The sequence below is a fragment of the Myroides sp. DW712 genome (genome assembly GCF_046557355.1).
Taxonomy (GTDB): Bacteria; Bacteroidota; Bacteroidia; order Flavobacteriales; family Flavobacteriaceae; genus Flavobacterium.
This window is the reverse complement of sequence record NZ_JBKFDO010000011.1, coordinates 1-16,844: the sequence shown is the minus strand read 5'-3', so window position 1 is coordinate 16,844 and position 16,844 is coordinate 1. Positions and strand designations below refer to the sequence as shown.

11 protein-coding genes and 1 pseudogene are annotated in these 16,844 nt (G+C 38.1%); 5 read left to right on the top strand and 7 right to left on the bottom strand.

Annotated features, from left to right (window positions below; all coding sequences use genetic code 11):
• The first annotated feature begins 483 nt into the window (after positions 1-483).
• From menA to ACLJX0_RS10065, 3 genes are read left to right on the top strand one after another with little or no spacing between them, the layout of a single operon-like run.
• Positions 484-1,395 (top strand): 1,4-dihydroxy-2-naphthoate octaprenyltransferase, encoded by a 912-nt coding sequence (gene menA / locus ACLJX0_RS10075; RefSeq protein WP_410880121.1) that lies wholly within the window; start codon positions 484-486, stop codon positions 1,393-1,395.
• Positions 1,396-1,405: 10 nt separating this feature from the next.
• Entirely contained in the window at positions 1,406-2,092 is a 687-nt protein-coding gene (locus ACLJX0_RS10070; RefSeq protein WP_410880119.1) for a metal-dependent hydrolase, read from the top strand.
• Between the two features lie 5 nt (positions 2,093-2,097).
• Positions 2,098-3,126: an o-succinylbenzoate synthase gene (locus ACLJX0_RS10065; protein WP_410880117.1), complete on the top strand. Its 1,029-nt coding sequence runs from the start codon at positions 2,098-2,100 to the stop codon at positions 3,124-3,126.
• 67 nt (positions 3,127-3,193) lie between these two features.
• Here ACLJX0_RS10065 and ACLJX0_RS10060 read toward each other — a convergent pair whose 3' ends face one another.
• The 5 genes from ACLJX0_RS10060 to ACLJX0_RS10040 all read right to left on the bottom strand — a co-directional run bounded on the left by ACLJX0_RS10060 (position 3,194) and on the right by ACLJX0_RS10040 (position 10,232).
• Entirely contained in the window at positions 3,194-4,063 is an 870-nt protein-coding gene (locus ACLJX0_RS10060; protein ID WP_410880115.1) for a helix-turn-helix domain-containing protein, read from the bottom strand.
• 248 nt (positions 4,064-4,311) lie between these two features.
• A complete protein-coding gene (locus tag ACLJX0_RS10055) occupies positions 4,312-6,105 on the bottom strand; it encodes an acyl-CoA dehydrogenase family protein (protein ID WP_410880113.1) in 1,794 nt (597 codons plus the stop codon).
• Positions 6,106-6,133: 28 nt separating this feature from the next.
• Positions 6,134-7,315, bottom strand: coding sequence for an acetyl-CoA C-acyltransferase (locus ACLJX0_RS10050; RefSeq protein WP_410880111.1), 1,182 nt, complete (start codon positions 7,313-7,315; stop codon positions 6,134-6,136).
• Between the two features lie 22 nt (positions 7,316-7,337).
• A complete protein-coding gene (locus ACLJX0_RS10045; RefSeq protein ID WP_410880109.1) occupies positions 7,338-9,743 on the bottom strand; it encodes a 3-hydroxyacyl-CoA dehydrogenase/enoyl-CoA hydratase family protein in 2,406 nt (801 codons plus the stop codon).
• Positions 9,744-9,791: 48 nt separating this feature from the next.
• Positions 9,792-10,232 (bottom strand): MarR family winged helix-turn-helix transcriptional regulator, encoded by a 441-nt coding sequence (locus ACLJX0_RS10040; RefSeq protein ID WP_410880108.1) that lies wholly within the window; start codon positions 10,230-10,232, stop codon positions 9,792-9,794.
• A gap of 312 nt (positions 10,233-10,544) precedes the next feature.
• Between ACLJX0_RS10040 and ACLJX0_RS10035 the strand changes: the two genes are divergently transcribed.
• Together ACLJX0_RS10035 and ACLJX0_RS10030 are read left to right on the top strand one after the other, a co-directional pair.
• A complete protein-coding gene (locus ACLJX0_RS10035; RefSeq protein WP_410880106.1) occupies positions 10,545-11,315 on the top strand; it encodes a GNAT family N-acetyltransferase in 771 nt (256 codons plus the stop codon).
• A gap of 293 nt (positions 11,316-11,608) precedes the next feature.
• Positions 11,609-12,949: a peptide-N-glycosidase F-related protein gene (locus ACLJX0_RS10030; protein WP_410880104.1), complete on the top strand. Its 1,341-nt coding sequence runs from the start codon at positions 11,609-11,611 to the stop codon at positions 12,947-12,949.
• A gap of 116 nt (positions 12,950-13,065) precedes the next feature.
• Here ACLJX0_RS10030 and ACLJX0_RS10025 read toward each other — a convergent pair whose 3' ends face one another.
• Both ACLJX0_RS10025 and ACLJX0_RS10020 read right to left on the bottom strand, forming a co-directional pair.
• The gene (locus tag ACLJX0_RS10025; RefSeq protein ID WP_410880102.1) at positions 13,066-14,316 is read right to left on the bottom strand and encodes a hypothetical protein; all 1,251 of its coding nucleotides are present in this window, start codon (positions 14,314-14,316) and stop codon (positions 13,066-13,068) included.
• A gap of 6 nt (positions 14,317-14,322) precedes the next feature.
• Positions 14,323-16,844, bottom strand: a pseudogene (locus ACLJX0_RS10020) (hypothetical protein); the annotation flags it as partial.

The window sequence follows — 16,844 nt, the reverse complement described above, 5'->3', positions numbered from 1 at the left end:
TTAACATATAACTATATGTTATGAGTATATGTTTGGAAATATAATAAGTTGATTTTTATATATTTATAGCTTTTTAATTAAAGTATGAGTATAAGTTAAATTAAAAACACTTGAGGTTGAAAATAGAAAATATTTTTTTTTATTTTTTACTCGTTCTAAGCAATGTAAATGAGTTACATGTCTTTAGTTAAAGTATTGCTTTAATTGTTTTTTTAAATTAAAAATGATGATTTTATAACTAGGTAGTAAAAGAAAACAAGGTTTGGTATTCTTGTTTTTTGATTTGTGATTATTGACAAATAGCATTCAACAACGTCGAGATGTACTAGTTGCAAAAGGTAGCTTAGTTGGAGTAAAATAGCACGGGTGTAAAAACAAAAGGAGAACCAAATCAAAACAGGGACATGGTTGTATTTACTTGGTTTTATCCTTAATTTTGCGCAAGGAGACAAATGAGGGTATTTGTCCGTTGAACGTGTATATATGTCAAAAATAAAAACATGGGTTTCTGCTGCGCGATTGCGCACGTTACCTTTATCCATATCTGGAATTATTGTCGGAACGGCTTGTGCATTTCCATACTATGGAAACCACGCTAATTTCTATTTGATTTTTTTCTTTGCTATTTTGACGACTTTGTTGTTTCAAATTCTGTCCAATTTCGCAAATGATTATGGGGATGGGGTAAAGGGAACAGATAACGAAAATCGAATTGGTCCTCAACGTGCCTTGCAAAGCGGGTTGTTGACCAAAGAAGCCTTGAAAAGTGGGATTATCGTTACCGCAGGATTATCGCTTGTTTCTGCGATGATTTTAATCTATCTCGCCTTTGGGAAAGATCATTTTCTTACCTCGTTGTTTTTCTTTGTCTTGGGGATTAGTTGTGTAGCAGCAGCCATTAAGTATACCGTGGGGCAATCTGCATATGGATACCGCGGTTTGGGGGATCTGTTTGTTTTTATTTTCTTTGGATTAGTCAGTGTGATGGGATGCTTTTATCTATATGGACAAACCTTGACTCCTTGGATTATTTTACCCGCGGTAGCTGTTGGTAATCTAAGCATTGCGGTATTGAACATTAATAATATGCGCGATTTAGACGCGGATAAAATGGTCGGTAAAAATACACTCGCTGTAAAATTAGGCCGTCAAAAAGCAAAGTACTACCATTATTGTATTATTGGGTTCGCGCTGCTGGCCTTTGTTATCTACGCTATTCACAGTGCAAAACCGTGGTATAACTTTGCCTTTGTTCTAGGGTATATTCCCTTTGTCAAACACCTAATCTATGTGAAAAACAATACTAGCCCGAAAGAATTAGATACCCAAATGAAAATAGTAGCCTTGAGTACTTTTTTGGTTTCTGTCCTTTTTTCCTTAGCTTTAATCTTATAAAATAAAAATTATGAAAATAACGTATTATGGGCATGCTTGTTTAGGCATCCAAATAGAAGATATTCACATTGTTGTCGACCCATTTATTACAGGAAATCCTTTGCCAGAAGCAAAGGCAATTGACGTAAAAGGGATAAAAGCAGATTATATTTTGTTGACGCATGCACATGGGGATCACATTGCAGATGTCGAATTGATTGCCCAAAATAACCCCGAGGTAATTATTGTGTCTAATGCCGAAATTGCAGGGCATTATGAAGCTAAAGGTTTTAATGCACATCCAATGAATCACGGAGGAAGCTGGTCGTTTGATTTTGGTAAAGTAAAATATACACCAGCTATTCACTCGAGTTCTTTTCCCGATGGAAGTTATGGTGGTCAACCTGGCGGGTTTGTTATTGAAAGTAAAAATAAAAATATCTACATTGCTGGAGATACGTCACTGACGATGGATATGAAATTAATTCCTCGATTTACTGCTCTAGATTTGGCTGTTTTTCCTATCGGGAGTAATTTTACTATGGGAGTAGATGAAGCAGTAATTGCTGCAGATTTTGTTCAGTGTGACAAAATATTGGGGTATCATTTTGATACGTTTGGCTATATTGAAATTGACCACGAAGAGGCAAAACGCAAATTTTTTGAATCAGGGAAAGATCTGATGCTTTTAGCTATTGGAGAAAGCTTAACGCTATAAGAAAGATGAAAGCAACGTATAGCAAGTATATACTTCAATTTAAGCGACCTTCTGGCACCTCTAGAGGGATAATGACTGAAAAGGAAACTTGGTTGCTTAAATTGGAGAAAAATGGCAAAATTGGAATAGGGGAGTGTGGAATATTGCGTTCCCTAAGTTTTGATGATCGTCCAGATTATGAAGCAAAGTTAAAATGGGTGGTGGATCACATCCATTTAGGAAAAGAGGTTTTGTGGGAAGAACTGCGCGACTGGCCATCGATTCAATTTGGTATTGAGCAAGCTTTTATGTCGCTGGCAAGTGATACGCCCTATCTACTTTTTCCTTCTGCATTTACGAGAGGAGAACAGGCCATCCCCATCAATGGACTTATTTGGATGGGAGAACAAAGCTTCATGAAAGAACAAATTGACGAGAAATTAGCTCAAGGCTTCTCTTGTGTGAAATTGAAAATTGGTGCGATTGACTTTGATGCAGAACTTCATTTGTTACGCAATATTCGAAAACAATATACCGTAGATCAAATTGAATTGAGAGTAGACGCCAATGGAGGATTTACTAAAGCAGAAGCGCCTGCTAAACTAAAACAATTGGCACAGCTAAATCTTCATAGCATCGAACAACCAATCAAGCAACAGCAAATTCAAGATATGGCTAAGCTCTGCCAAACCACTGAATTGCCCATTGCTTTAGATGAAGAGTTAATTGGCGTAACAACCTATGACGCTAAACGAGCGCTACTCGAAGCGATTCGCCCACAGTATATTATTTTAAAACCTAGCTTAGTTGGGGGATTTAGAGGGAGTCAAGAGTGGATAGAACTTGCTGAGCATTTGCAAATCAAATGGTGGATTACTTCTGCGTTAGAAAGCAATATTGGACTTAATGCGATTGCTCAATGGACGTTTACGTTGAATAATTCCATGCCACAAGGTCTGGGAACAGGTGCTTTATATACCAATAACATAGAGGCTCCCCTAGAAGTAAAACAAGGAAAATTATGGTATAACCCTGCACTGCCGTGGGGGGAATAGTTGACAGTTTACGGTTGACGGTTGACAATAAACCGTTTACCGTCAACCGTCAACCGTAAACTGTTCCCTATCTCCGTCTAAACTCATCGGGCGAAATACCAATGTGTTTTTTGAAGAATTTAGAGAAGTAGGAGTTGTCCTTAAAATTCAATTGATAGGCAATTTCACTAGCGGAGAGATTGGTGTGAATAAGCAGTCGCTTGCACTCAATAAGAATACGATCGCGAATCAGGTCTCCTGCAGATTTTTGTCTAATTTTCTGGCACATAGCATTTAAGTAATTCGGAGTTATTAAGAGTACTTTGGCATATTCTTTTGGAAAGCGATATTCATAAAAATGTTTATCTATGAGCAATTCGAACGATTTAATTAATTCATTTGATTTTGCTTCAGTTAGACTGACAAAAGATGTATGATCGATTTCTTTTTTACACAACAATAAAACCTCCAAGAGATAGGTTCGCAGTAAATTAAGATACTCCCCATCTTCGGTTTCATATTCTTTGAGCATGCGTTCTACTGTTAGTCGTAAGGTTGTATTCAAATCACCTTCCAAGCTAAGTACATGATGATGAGTAAATCGTTTGAAAAAAGGCAAGTCGTGAACGAAGAGATGATTTGAAACGAATTGCGTGATAAAGCTAGGGGTGAAACGAAGAAGGTAACCTTGAGTCGATGTGTTATAGGACCAGCGGTGTTGTTGCCACGTATTTAAAAAAATAACATCTCCAGCTTTAACTTCATAAGCTTGTAAATCGATATATTGAACGCCTGTACCTCCAGTGATGAAAATGAGCTGAAAAAAATCATCTTTGCTCATTTTAGTTGTATAGCTATTCTCCAGCCGCAACGTATGTTGTAGCTTGGTGATAATAAATTCTTTCTTCTCTCCATTAATGTCAAATAATTGCCGTTTATTGAGGTCCCCATTATACATTGTGTCTGTTTTGATTAATAGGCTAAAGATAAATTTATTGTTTTAAAAAAATGATTTTATCAGTTATTTTAGTATTTTTTTATAAAAAACATACATAACTTACAAAAAATATGGGTAAAAAACATTTGATGAGTATAATGGCGATTATTTTTCTTTTGCTTTTTATACTAAATCAAAAAGACCGCTCTTTCGATTAAACGAAAGAAGCGGTCTTTTTTTTAACAAACTAAACCAATCGTTTGTTTTCGTTAGAAAACATATTCGTTAGCATCTATTGCTTTTTGAGCAATAGTTTCGCGTAATGCATTTACATTCGGAAGGTTTACATATTTTGTAAATCTTCGTAGTCCCATTAACATGATGCGTTGTTCATCTCCTTCTGCAAAAGAAGCAATTCCCTCTTTTCCTTTCTGTGCAACAATGTCAACTGCGTGGTACAAATAGAGTTGAGCCATGGCGATTTCTTCTTTGATGTTTTGCTCTCCTTTGCTCTTCGCTAATTTCTCTGTTCTTAAAATAGCACTTTCGGCCATGTAGATTTCGATCATCATATCCGCAGCAGCCATCATCAGAGCCTGGTGTTTTTCTAAATCAGGACCAAATTTTTGAACGGCACTTCCAGCTACCATCAAAAAGGCTTTTTTCAATTTCTCGATCATTTCCTTTTCTTCTGTGAACAGTTCTGTATAATCGGGGGTGTCAAAGCTAGGAATGCTCATTAACTCATCCGCTACTTGCATGGCTGGAGTTAATAAATCCACATGTCCTTTCATTGCTTTTTTAATTAACATTCCCACGGCAAGCATGCGATTAATTTCATTCGTTCCCTCGTAAATACGAGAAATACGAGCATCTCTCCACGCACTTTCCATTGGCGTATCTTCAGAGAATCCCATGCCTCCAAAAATTTGAATTCCCTCATCTGCACACGCTTGTACATCTTCTGAAACTGCAACTTTTAGAATAGAACATTCGATGGCGAATTCTTCCACTCCTTTTAATTCAGCTTCTTGGTGTGTGTTTCCTTCTTCAATGCGTTGGTTGATTCGCTTTTCGATACTTCCAGCTGCGCGATATGAAGCAGATTCTCCAACATAGGCATTGGTCACCATATCGGCAATCTTTGTGCGAATCGCACCAAAACTAGAAATAGGTACTTTAAATTGGATGCGTTCATTGGCGTATTTAATTGCCTCTGTAATTAAGCGACGTTGAGAATCTAAACAAGCTGCCGCTAGTTTAATACGTCCTACGTTTAGTGCATTCATAGCAATTTTGAATCCATTTCCACGCTCTGAAAGCATATTCTCAACAGATACTTTCGTATTATTGAAAAACACTTGACGCGTCGAAGAAGCTTTAATTCCCAACTTGTGTTCTTCTTCTCCTAGAGAAATTCCATTCGATGGGTCATTTTCAACAATGAATCCCGTGATATTTTTATCGTCTTCAATACGAGCAAAAACGATGAATACATTACAGAATCCCGCATTGGAAATCCACATCTTTTGTCCCGTAATGTTGTAGTATTTGCCATCTTCCGATAAAACAGCTTTGGTTTTTCCTGAGTTAGCGTCTGATCCTGCATCTGGTTCTGTTAGACAGTAAGCACCAAACCACTCACCACTTGCTAATTTGGGAACGTATTTTTTCTTTTGCTCTTCATTTCCGTATAGGGTAATTGGCATCGTTCCAATTCCAGTATGCGCTCCAAAAGCTGTAGAGAACGACCCTGTTGCTCCAGAGATATAATCACAAACGAGCATGGTTGATACAAATCCCATTTCTAAACCACCGTATGCTTCAGGAACTGCAACCCCTAAAAGCCCCAGTTCTCCAGCTTTCTGCATGCATTCTTTGGTAAAAGCATAGTCTTTGTCTTCGAAGCGTTGCTTATTGGGCCAAATTTCTTTATCGATAAATTCTTTGACCGAGTCACGCATCATGAGTTGCTCCTCAGTGAAATCTTCAGGAGTAAAGATATTTTCACTTTTTGTTTCTTTTATTAAGTATTGACCTCCTCTTGTTATAGCTGTATTCATGGTTAATTTTTTTATGGTTAATAGTAGATTATAGCAATTCGTAAATTCCAGCTGCTCCTTGACCTGTACCTACACACATGGTAACCATACCGTACTTAGAGCCTCTGCGTTTCATTTCGTCAAATAATTGAACCGATAGTTTTGCTCCTGTACAACCTAGAGGATGTCCTAGCGCAATTGCACCACCATTAACATTGACGATCTCGGGATTAATTCCCAATTCTCGAATTACGGCTAAGGATTGAGAAGCAAAGGCTTCATTTAGTTCAATTAAGTCAATATCTTTTAGCTGTAATCCTGCTTGTTTTAGTGCTTTAGGGATAGCCTTGATTGGGCCAATTCCCATAATGCGAGGAGGAACCCCTGCCGCTGCATAGTTGACCATACGCGCAATAGGTTCAATATTCAATTCCTTCACCATTTCTTCCGACATTACCATAACAAAAGCAGCTCCATCACTCATTTGAGAAGAATTCCCTGCTGTTACTGATCCATCTGCAGCAAATACAGGTCTTAATTTTGATAGGGCTTCAACTGAAGTTCCTTTACGAGGTCCTTCATCTTGTGTAACGGTGTAGGATTTACTTTCTCTTTTTCCTTTTTCGTTGATAAATACTTCGTTTACAGTAATGGGTACAATTTGATCCACAAATTTCCCATCTGCTTGTGCTTGTAAAGCTTTCATATGAGATTGATAGGAAAATTCATCCTGATCGGCGCGAGATACTTTGAACTCATTTGCTACAGCTTCTGCGGTTAATCCCATACCCCAGTAATAATCCTCATGTCCCGCTTTCGCAGCGGTATAATCTGGCGCAGGTTTATATCCCCCCATGGGAATATAACTCATGCTCTCCACACCACCCGCGATAATGCAATCGGCCATTCCCGCCTGAATTTTAGCTACTGCCATTCCGATAGTTTCAATTCCAGAAGCACAGTATCGATTAACGGTAACGCCAGGTACATCTTCTACTTTTAACCCCATTAATGAGATTAAACGTCCCATGTTTAGCCCTTGTTCCGCTTCAGGCATAGCATTCCCTACCATGACATCATCAATACGAGCTTTGTCAAATTCGGGAAGCGCATTCATTAAATATTCAATGGTTTCTGCTGCTAACTCATCGGGTCTTTTAAAGCGAAAAACACCACGAGGAGCTTTACCTACAGCTGTTCTATATCCTTTTACTATATATGCAGTTTTCATGTTTCTGTAATTAGTTGGTTAATTAGTTTCTCAAAGGTTTACCTGTTTTTAGCATATGTTGGATGCGCTCTAAGGTTTTGCGTTCTCCACATAAAGACAAGAATGCTTCTCTTTCTAAATCAAGTAAGTATTGTTCGGATACAAGTGCCGCTTCTGATAAGTCCCCACCTGCCATCACATAGGCCAGCTTATTAGCAATCTTGTGATCGTGTTCAGAGATGTATTTTCCAGCCATCATACTGTCGGTTCCAACATAGAACATCCCTAGGGCTTGACGACCTAGTACTTTGATGTCTTTGCGTTTAGCAGGTTGTGTATATCCCGCTTGCGCTAATACTAAAGCTTCTCGTTTCGCTTGTGCTAGTTGTAAGTCTTTGTTGACTACTACCACGTCTTTTCCTCTTTGAAGAATATTATAATCAAATGCTTCTTCTGCAGAAGTAGCTACTTTGGCCATTCCAATTGTTAAGAAATGCTCTTGTAGTGTATTTAGCTCTACGTCATTCTTGCGGTATAAATCCGAAGCGCGAACCGTCATTTCTTTTGAACCACCACCGCCAGGGATTAATCCAACACCAAATTCAACTAAGCCAATATAAGTTTCTGCCGCTGCAACAACTTTATCCGCATGTAAGCTCAATTCGCATCCACCGCCAAAGGTCATACCATGTGGAGCAGCAACAACAGGAATAGCCGAATAGCGCATTTTCATCATGGTGTCTTGGAACATCTTAATTGCGATATTCAATTCATCCCAATCTTGCTCTGCCGCCATCATAAAAATCATCATCAAGTTCGCACCAACTGAGAAGTTTGATCCTTGGTTTCCAACCACTAAACCATCAAAATCACGCTCAGCGATTTCAACTGCTTTATTTAACCCAGCTAAAACACCACCGCCGATGGTATTCATTTTGGAATGGAATTCTAGGTTTACAATACCATCACCCAAATCGAGTAGGGTAGCTTCGCTATTGCCCCACACCTTATTTGTATTGCGAATGTTATTTAAGATAATATAAGCCTCTTGCCCTGGAATCGCGTCAAATGTTTTTGTTTGTTGATTGTAGAATAACTTTTTACCATGCTCAATCTTGTAGAATCCAGTAGCTCCTGTAGCTGCAAGATCTTTGACCCATTGAGCTACCTGATACCCCTCTTTTTCCACTAAATCAATTCCCTTTTGTAAGCCCAATACATCCCATGTTTCAAAAGGACCGTATTTCCATGCATATCCTGTGCGCATAGCATCATCAATGGAGAATAGCGTATCCGTGATTTCAGGAACACGTTGGGATACATAGGCAAATAGAGAGGCGAAGTGTTTGCGAATTAAGGTTCCTCCTTTTCCTTGATCAGCAAGTAATACCGACCATTTGGCTTTTGTACCACCCGCTTGATTAGCTGTTTCAACCGCTTCGATCTTCGCACGTTCAAGTGGTCTATACGTTAAGGTAGTTAAATCTAAGGCAAAGCGATTGGTTTTACCTTCCTTATCTGTTTCTTTATAGTAAAACCCTTTTTTGGTTTTGTCTCCTAAGAATTTATGTTCAAGTAAGAAATTTAACGCTGCGTTGTCTTTTAGCTCTTGAATCATCGCGTCATCCGGACAGTTTTGTTTTAATCCCATCGTGACGTTGATTGCAGTATCTAAACCAACTAAATCCCCCAATTTAAACGTTCCCGTTTTTGGGCGACCTAAGAAGGAGCCTGTTAATGTATCTGCTTCTTCAATTGTAAGCCCAATTTCCTGCGTCAATTGCATGACCATCGCCATAGAGTATACCCCAATTCTATTTCCAATAAAACCAGGTGTGTCCTTACATAAAACAGGAGTTTTACCTAAATACAAACGAGCGTAGTTTTGGAAAAAATCGATAACTTCTGGTGCAGTATGTGGACCAGGAATAATTTCGAATAAAGGTAGATAGCGCGGAGGGTTAAAGAAGTGCGTTCCGCAAAAGTGTTGTTGAAAATCGGTTGAACGACCCTCAACCAGTAATTTCATAGGAATACCAGAAGTATTGGAAGTAATTAATGTGCCTGGTTTTCTGTGTTTTTCGATATTTTCAAAAACGGATTTCTTAATGTCTAATCGTTCAATGACCACTTCAATAATCCAATCGACATCTTTAATCTTAGCTAAATCATCCTCTAGATTTCCTACCGTAATACGATTGGCAAAACGCGGCGTATAAATAGGAGCAGGTTTTGATTTTAAAGCATTTGTTAAATGCGTTTGTGCAATTTTGTTGCGAACCGCGCGATCAGTTAAGGTTAACCCCTTTTTTTCTTCCTCTGGAGTTAAAGCATTGGGAACAATATCCATTAACAATACCTCAACACCAATATTGGCAAAGTGACATGCAATCGCTGATCCCATCACACCTGAACCAATGACAGCCACTTTTTTAATTCTTCTTTTCATGTGTTTATATAATTCCTATGGTTAATACTATTTTTTGTAGTTGTATGCTTACTTCTTCGAATCAAATATGGCCTTGTCTGCAATTAATTGATTGATTGTTTCTGTAACAGTAATGAAGTTGTCAATTTGCTCTTCCGTTAGGTGTTTGCGTATGGCTTCATTGAAGCGCTTTACCTTTTCTTTTGAGAGTTCTCTTTTTTCAAAACCTAAAGGAGTAAGCTTAATGATAACCCCTCGACCATCGTTGGGGTTTTTTTCTCTTGTGATTAATCCTTTTTCCTCCATCTTTTTTAGCGTACGAGTTAAGCTCGTTGCTTCCATACCCATATTGGGACCTAATAGAGTAGAAGGTGTACCGTTCTTATCAATACTTAATAAAGCAAAAGCCAATGACATCGTAGCGTCATATTTTGCAGCTTCTTCGTTATACATTCTAGCCACGGCCTGCCAAGTTGCTCGTAAAGTATAGTCTATTGTTTTGTCCTTCATTTCAAGTTGGTTAAACTCAAATATAAGAAAAAAATAATATGCACGCATACTATTAGATACTTTTTTTCAAAAAGAAAAGTTTTCCTTTTCTAAATGAACGATCTAAAGCGTTTAAGTTCTTCTAAATTAGTGAATTATTTTTAGATAGAAAAGAATAAGACTTTACGCTTTAGTTAAGAAAAGAACAAGAGTTATGGAATCCCCCTACAAATAGGGAGATAAAAAAATCAAAGGGCGAGGGGATTAAAGAAGAAAGACTATCTTTGAGCTCATTAAATAGGAACCCAATTAATAATATGCAAATTTAAAATCATGGACAGAGATACAAGTCATTTTTCTTTTATAAGAACATCAAAAACGTATTTACCTCAATACGATGTGTTGTTAGAAAAGGTTAATGCTTATAGTGTTTGGCCTGAATTTATTCTACAGGATCGCATGAATGTAAAGTATTGGGAAGAATTGTATGTTGAATTTCCGATGTATCAGTTTTTTCTGCTCGATGGGCAAGAGGTTGTAGGTAATGGCAATTGCGTGCCTTTAAGTTTGACTGAGGAGGAATTGCAACACTTACCTAAAGAAGGGTGGGACTGGGCTTTAGAACGTGCATTCTTGGATAAACAAGCAGGAAAGAAACCCAATACGCTGTGTGCTTTGCAAATCGGGATTAATCCAAGCTATCAGGGACAAGGAATTAGTGGGATGCTTGTTCGTTTCATGAAAGCTATTGCGCAGGAACAACGATTTAACCATTTTATTTTACCGATTCGCCCGACACTCAAGCACCGTTATCCGCTGCAATCGATGCAAGAGTATATAAGGTGGAAAAATGAAAAAGAGCAGACCTATGATCCTTGGATTCGCACCCATGAAAAAAATGGGGCGCATATTGTCAATGTTTGTTCGAAAGCAATGGCTGTTGAAGGAACGGTACAAGAATGGGAACGATGGACTCGACAGTCCTTTCAAAGCTCTGGGCACTATGTCATTGACTTTGCCTTGAATCCCATTGAAATAGATCTCGAAAAAAACAAAGGGACATATATAGAACCCAATGTTTGGATGCAATATGAGCTGAATTAAATTGAGCTATAACAATAAACAAGCCCACAGAAGTACTTTTACTTTTGTGGGCTTTTTTTGATGGTTATGAAAAAGTAAGAGTAGGGCCGCTATTTAGGGTAGATAAGTTTTGTTTTCTCGTTGTTTTGTGATAATTTTAAGTTAATTATTGTGGATTTTTTTTGTTTAAGGTGCTGTTGATTGGAAGAAAAGTGAAGCAAAACAAAGGAAGTGATGGGGAGTATAAGTTGAGTGAGTTCAATAAAAATATCCTCAGACGACAATTAGAAAACCAATCGATTAATTTAAAATAAATGAAGAAAAAACTACCCTTGTTAAGCTTGGTAACAACATGCTTTTTGACCACCTTGAGTTTTGCTCAAGAACAGACATATATAACGACAATTTTTGACAAAATTGTTTTTTACGATGGCTATGCCACTCCATCGGAAGAAGCTACACCACCTGGTGTGGTGCGATTGAGCAATTCGCTGTATGCAAAAAAAATGACCACAGCAGAACGCCAGGCAATTCTGAGTACGCTAGAAGTAGAGGTAACGATAGGGGCACTTTGCGATAATTATGATCGCATTGGAGGGGTATTCCTCTCCCTTGTACGTGAAGGACAGCCCCTAACGGAGCAAAACAAAAGAACTATTGAAATTGGTCGTTTTATCACGCCTTTTATGAATAAAAATCGCCAGCCAACCACAGTGCCTTATGTCTTTGATTTGACACATTTAGTGCCGTTGTTTAAAGATACCTCTTTTGCTGCCTATGATTTTTGGATAGAATTTAACGTTTTTGGCGTGCCTTATGCGGCTAATACCCAAGTTTCGGGTTGTGCAGGGAGAAGCGATGTCTTTGAGGGAACCTTGAAAATAAAGTCGGAAGACAACGGAAATCCGATGGATACTTTCTTATTGGCACCTCTAGCTAGTCGAGATTCCTTTAATAATTACAATGCCACAGATGTCGTTGGTACCACTACAAAGATGTATCGATTTATCCTAGATGAAGAAATTAACGAATCGTTTTTTCACTTGATTACCTCCAATCACGGGGCTAATCAAGGAGGGGAAGAATATATACGCCGTACGCATCAAGTGTATTTGGATGGGCAATTAATCGAAACGTATACACCTGGTGGAAAATCGTGTGAGCCTTATCGTCAGTACAATACCCAAGGCAATGGAATTTATAGCACACGCCCAATGACAGAAGAAGATTGGACCAGTTGGAACAACTGGTGTCCAGGAGATGTGATTCCCAATCGAATATTGCCAATTGCGAATCTAAAGGAGGGGGTACACGAATTTAAAATTACCGTACCCGATGCGCAATTTAAAGACGGACAAGGAGATTTTCCGCTGTCGTTGTATTATTTTGCCCAAGGGGTGAATGGAGTGTTAAACACGGAGAAATTCGAGAAAGTGAGCTATCAAATTTACCCGAACCCGACTACTGCTTTCGTTAGTATTCATTCCCCAGAAGAAGTGAAAACTGTTGAAGTGTATGATATGAGCGGAAGTAAGGTACTAGCGACTAAAAACACAACAACTATTGATTGTAAAGCGCTACCTTCAGGAACGTATATTTTCTCCATTGTATTTGCCAATGGAATCAAAACAACCGAAAAAATCGTCAAGAAATAGAAGGTTGAGCTTCTGTGATTTAGAAGATATAACAACACTCTAGTTGACTAGTCAACTAGAGTGTTGTTTTGTTACCATTTTCTTATTTCCCTTCTTTACTATTCACGATTCACTACTTACAAATACGACAACACCTCTGACATATCTTCTCCAAAGAAGTTATGTTCTTTGGCTACTTCATATAATTCAGGAAAGTTTAAGGCTAGGCCAATAAAGGTATAAGGTGAAGTATTCGTTTCACTCGGAGGGAGATGCAATTCCAAAAGAGAAGTATACACCCAAATCATGGCACGCTCTTCCGGAGTATAGTAGGGTTCTCGTTGGGTGAAGTAATTATCTACTTCGCTGTATTCAGCGGCATATTCATTGGGAATATACTTTGTTGTCATTTGAATGAAATAGTAGTTCAACGGCACGCGAATATAGGCTTCCTCTTCTTTGGCTAATTCTACAGCCGCAGCTAGCATTTTCTTCTTGACAATTAGTTTTCCATCAAACCCACGAGAAAAAAACAAACGATCATACATGCGATAATCCCAGCCTTCGCGAGAAAGGCTACTCATTTTTTTGTATTCATCCATGCATTTGATTTGAATTCTTTTGTATAAATTGTCATAGTCTGACGGAAATCCCTCATAACCACCATATTCAACTAATTGTGGTATAAAAAACGAATAATAAATACTATTTAATGCTGCTTTACTTTCATAAAAGATATAATTATTACTAGCTACATCTTGATTTCCTATAGGATATATATAATACGATTCTCCAAAATCATCTTCTTCTTCGAAAATCCCTGTCACTCCATCAATATAGTATCTATTTTTACGATCGAAAATGAAATTAGGATAAGAAACTCTTAGAAAGGGAACTTTCCTATATAAATCCTCAGTGTGTAGCTTAGAAGATAAAATTAAATAATCTCCAATAGTCGTTATGTGTGGGTTATTAGTGTAATCTGCATATATATCTACCCCAAACACTTTTAGAATTCCTTCGGCAAAAGTGGCTTCGTCTGGAAATTGAAAACCATGATTCTTTAATCCCTCATAATACAATTCATTTAATAAATTAAGATCATCTAAACTGTAATTAGATTCTTTATAGCCATAAGCAGGAGGTTCATTTAATCCTGCATATTCTATTCGTTCCATGGCTTCTTGATATTTTGTTTCTCTTCCCTTCATGACTTCTCTAAATAAAGGATCTTTAGGATCAAAATACTGGGGTAAGTCTTTCCAATGTATTTTTTCTTGTTCCTTTCGCTGTTCTGTGCCTATTGTTTGTTCTACTCTAGCTAACTTTGTATTTTGTTGTTGACAACTAGTCAAACTCAGTAATATGAACACTATATTAATCTTCATTTTATTCTATTTTAGTTTTTTACTATAACCTCTAGGGCGATAATACCCAACCCAACCATCATGTCCCTGTAGCGCCTTTCCTTTTAGTAAATAATATGAAATTCGAGTATGATTATTATCCATTCCTAATTCTTTTATTCTATTTTTTTCATTTTTATCCAAATTGGGAAATTTGTTATTTAAATGTGTATTCATATCAGCACTTTCAGTTAAGGCTTCTAGAACGGTAACTATTTTTTTTTCTTTATCATATTTATATACAATACCACAATGACCTTTTGAGGAGGATATACTCCATACAAAAATATCTCCAGGGCAAGGCTCAAAATCAGGATTTTTACCTGACACAAAATCAAGGGTACAATTTTCATTGAATGTAGAGATTAAATTGTTACGGAATATTTCTTCTGTTATCATTCCTCGAGTAACTATATGGGCAACTTGTTTTGTTACACCCAACAAATGCAAATAAATACAGACAAATTCTGAGCAATCAACTTCAACAATATCTTTGTATTTCAAACTGGTACGGTTGTTGTCCATTTTATATTTATTTCCCTTCTCGGCATAGCGCTTCATCATTTCTAATACGCCGTCTCCATAATCGGGAAAGTAGGTAAAAGTGCAGGTGTTGGTTTCAAATAGCACTGAAGTTTCTGTATCGAATACTTTTTTCTTTTCACCCCAAGCGACATCAGTACCAATCAAGGGGGAAATTTGATTGGTGTCTTCCTCTCCATTTGATCGGTGATTTAATACTGCATTTTTCCAATGTGCCATAGAAAACGCCGTAATCAAATAAGCATTTGCATCCAGAAGAGCAACAATTTTATCTGCGTCTTCTTGAATTGCCATTTGCAAACCTTTAAATGCAGAATGATCTTTGATGTGGTCATACGCATTGGTATGATTGGTTCTTCCTGTAATCTGACAAAGCCCTCTGCCTTTGAATCGCCATCCTTCTCCTGAGATATCTTTCTTATTGCCCAATCGATCACCATAGACAAAATTGGCAATTAGCTGTTCTTTTTCTCGGTTTACTCCATTGCTAGCTACTCGAATCTCTTCATAGGTATTGTAGACTTCTTCAGATTTAAATACTCGGTTTTCTTCATCTTTGAATAAGGCTAAGGGATCGCGCTCAGAAACCCATTTGTTGTTTATTTTTTTTCCCTTGAAAAAAACCGAACAAAATAAATTCAAGAAATATTTTCTTTTTGCTGCTGTACTGAAATCATAAGCAAAGGACTCTCCTTTTTTGATATTTATTTGTCGACCGGACTCTATAACCGCTTGTGCAAAAAAATGCGCTTTGTTCCAACAGGTATTCATCTCAAAAACAGCCATATAATCCGTGTAAGCTTTTGCGATGGCGTCTAGAACAACCGCATCTGACCCTGGAAAGAGTTGCATTAATTGGACGCTTGTTACAGGAGCCTTGCATCTTGGACAATCGGAATGGGAATCAGGTACAACTTCCTGTTTCGTTGTTGGTCTACGCTCCACCACAATCGGTACGCTGTGTTCCTTAAAGGTTTGGCTAAACACAAATTCTTGAACCAGTTTGAGTTGATGCAGGTAGAGGTAGCCCCGTTTATGGTCTTTGTGATAGGCAGCTAAATGAAGGAGGTTTTCTTGGGCTCTTTTTTGTGCCACTGTACGAGGCAATCCTTTTTCTATTTCGGGTTTAAACGGTTGCATCAACAGGTGATCATTGGCCCAGTTTCGCTCGTATCCCTTGGGGTATAAAACCTCTACATTCTTTTTCTCTATGAAATAGTTCGTTTGGCCATATAAAGGGTCTTTGGTCTGGGCTTCATAGCTAATTCCCAGGTAAAACACACGGGGATTACTTCCCAATCCCTTGTCTTTTTTATGGGTATTACCCTTGTAAATCGCGTGATCACTCGTGTCTAAAGGGTGATAAATCACGTGTTCTCCCTTGGGAAAAGCAAGGGAAAACGAAGCCGCTTCTCTGTCCTTAAATACCAACTTTAAAAAACGCTGATTGGTATTTTCATATAAGGTTACCTTCACAGTATCAGGGAGAATTTCATGCTGATCATAACGCCCCAAAATGCGGATGACCTCAACCTCAATGGGTTCTTTATACAGAATCGGTCGAATTAGACGGCGGTGGTTGGCCGTGTTAAAATAGGCCTCAATGCGGTATTTTTTGGGAATATACCCATAAGTATTCACCGTATCCATCGGAAAAACATGCCCCAGTAGCCCCTCGTGTTGCTTGAATAGTTCTCTTTTGACATTGGATAAACCAATTTCTTCAGACAAGGTAAAAAAGATGGCGTATTCCTCTCCCTTGCCTTCGGGAACTTGTTGTTCAAAAGTCTTCCAAAAATTAGAAAAGGGAAGTATCTGATGCGTGCCTTTCCCTTGAGGGTCAAAGTGAATCGTATCGCGATGCAACTCCACAATATCGCGAGCCCGATTACGACTGTCATACCAGTAGCAAATCGTTGCCGATCGGTTTTCATATCCCGTGATGTCAGCGACAACGGCAAAACGCT

Bases quoted from the DNA above. Each gene is read 5' to 3' on its own strand.
- menA (WP_410880121.1), top strand. From the start codon at position 484: ATGTCAAAAATAAAAACATGGGTTTCTGCTGCGCGATTGCGCACGTTA.
- ACLJX0_RS10070 (WP_410880119.1), top strand. From the start codon at position 1,406: ATGAAAATAACGTATTATGGGCATGCTTGTTTAGGCATCCAAATAGAA.
- ACLJX0_RS10065 (WP_410880117.1), top strand. From the start codon at position 2,098: ATGAAAGCAACGTATAGCAAGTATATACTTCAATTTAAGCGACCTTCT.
- ACLJX0_RS10060 (WP_410880115.1), bottom strand. From the start codon at position 4,063: ATGTATAATGGGGACCTCAATAAACGGCAATTATTTGACATTAATGGA.
- ACLJX0_RS10055 (WP_410880113.1), bottom strand. From the start codon at position 6,105: ATGAATACAGCTATAACAAGAGGAGGTCAATACTTAATAAAAGAAACA.
- ACLJX0_RS10050 (WP_410880111.1), bottom strand. From the start codon at position 7,315: ATGAAAACTGCATATATAGTAAAAGGATATAGAACAGCTGTAGGTAAA.
- ACLJX0_RS10045 (WP_410880109.1), bottom strand. From the start codon at position 9,743: ATGAAAAGAAGAATTAAAAAAGTGGCTGTCATTGGTTCAGGTGTGATG.
- ACLJX0_RS10040 (WP_410880108.1), bottom strand. From the start codon at position 10,232: ATGAAGGACAAAACAATAGACTATACTTTACGAGCAACTTGGCAGGCC.
- ACLJX0_RS10035 (WP_410880106.1), top strand. From the start codon at position 10,545: ATGGACAGAGATACAAGTCATTTTTCTTTTATAAGAACATCAAAAACG.
- ACLJX0_RS10030 (WP_410880104.1), top strand. From the start codon at position 11,609: ATGAAGAAAAAACTACCCTTGTTAAGCTTGGTAACAACATGCTTTTTG.
- ACLJX0_RS10025 (WP_410880102.1), bottom strand. From the start codon at position 14,316: ATGAAGATTAATATAGTGTTCATATTACTGAGTTTGACTAGTTGTCAA.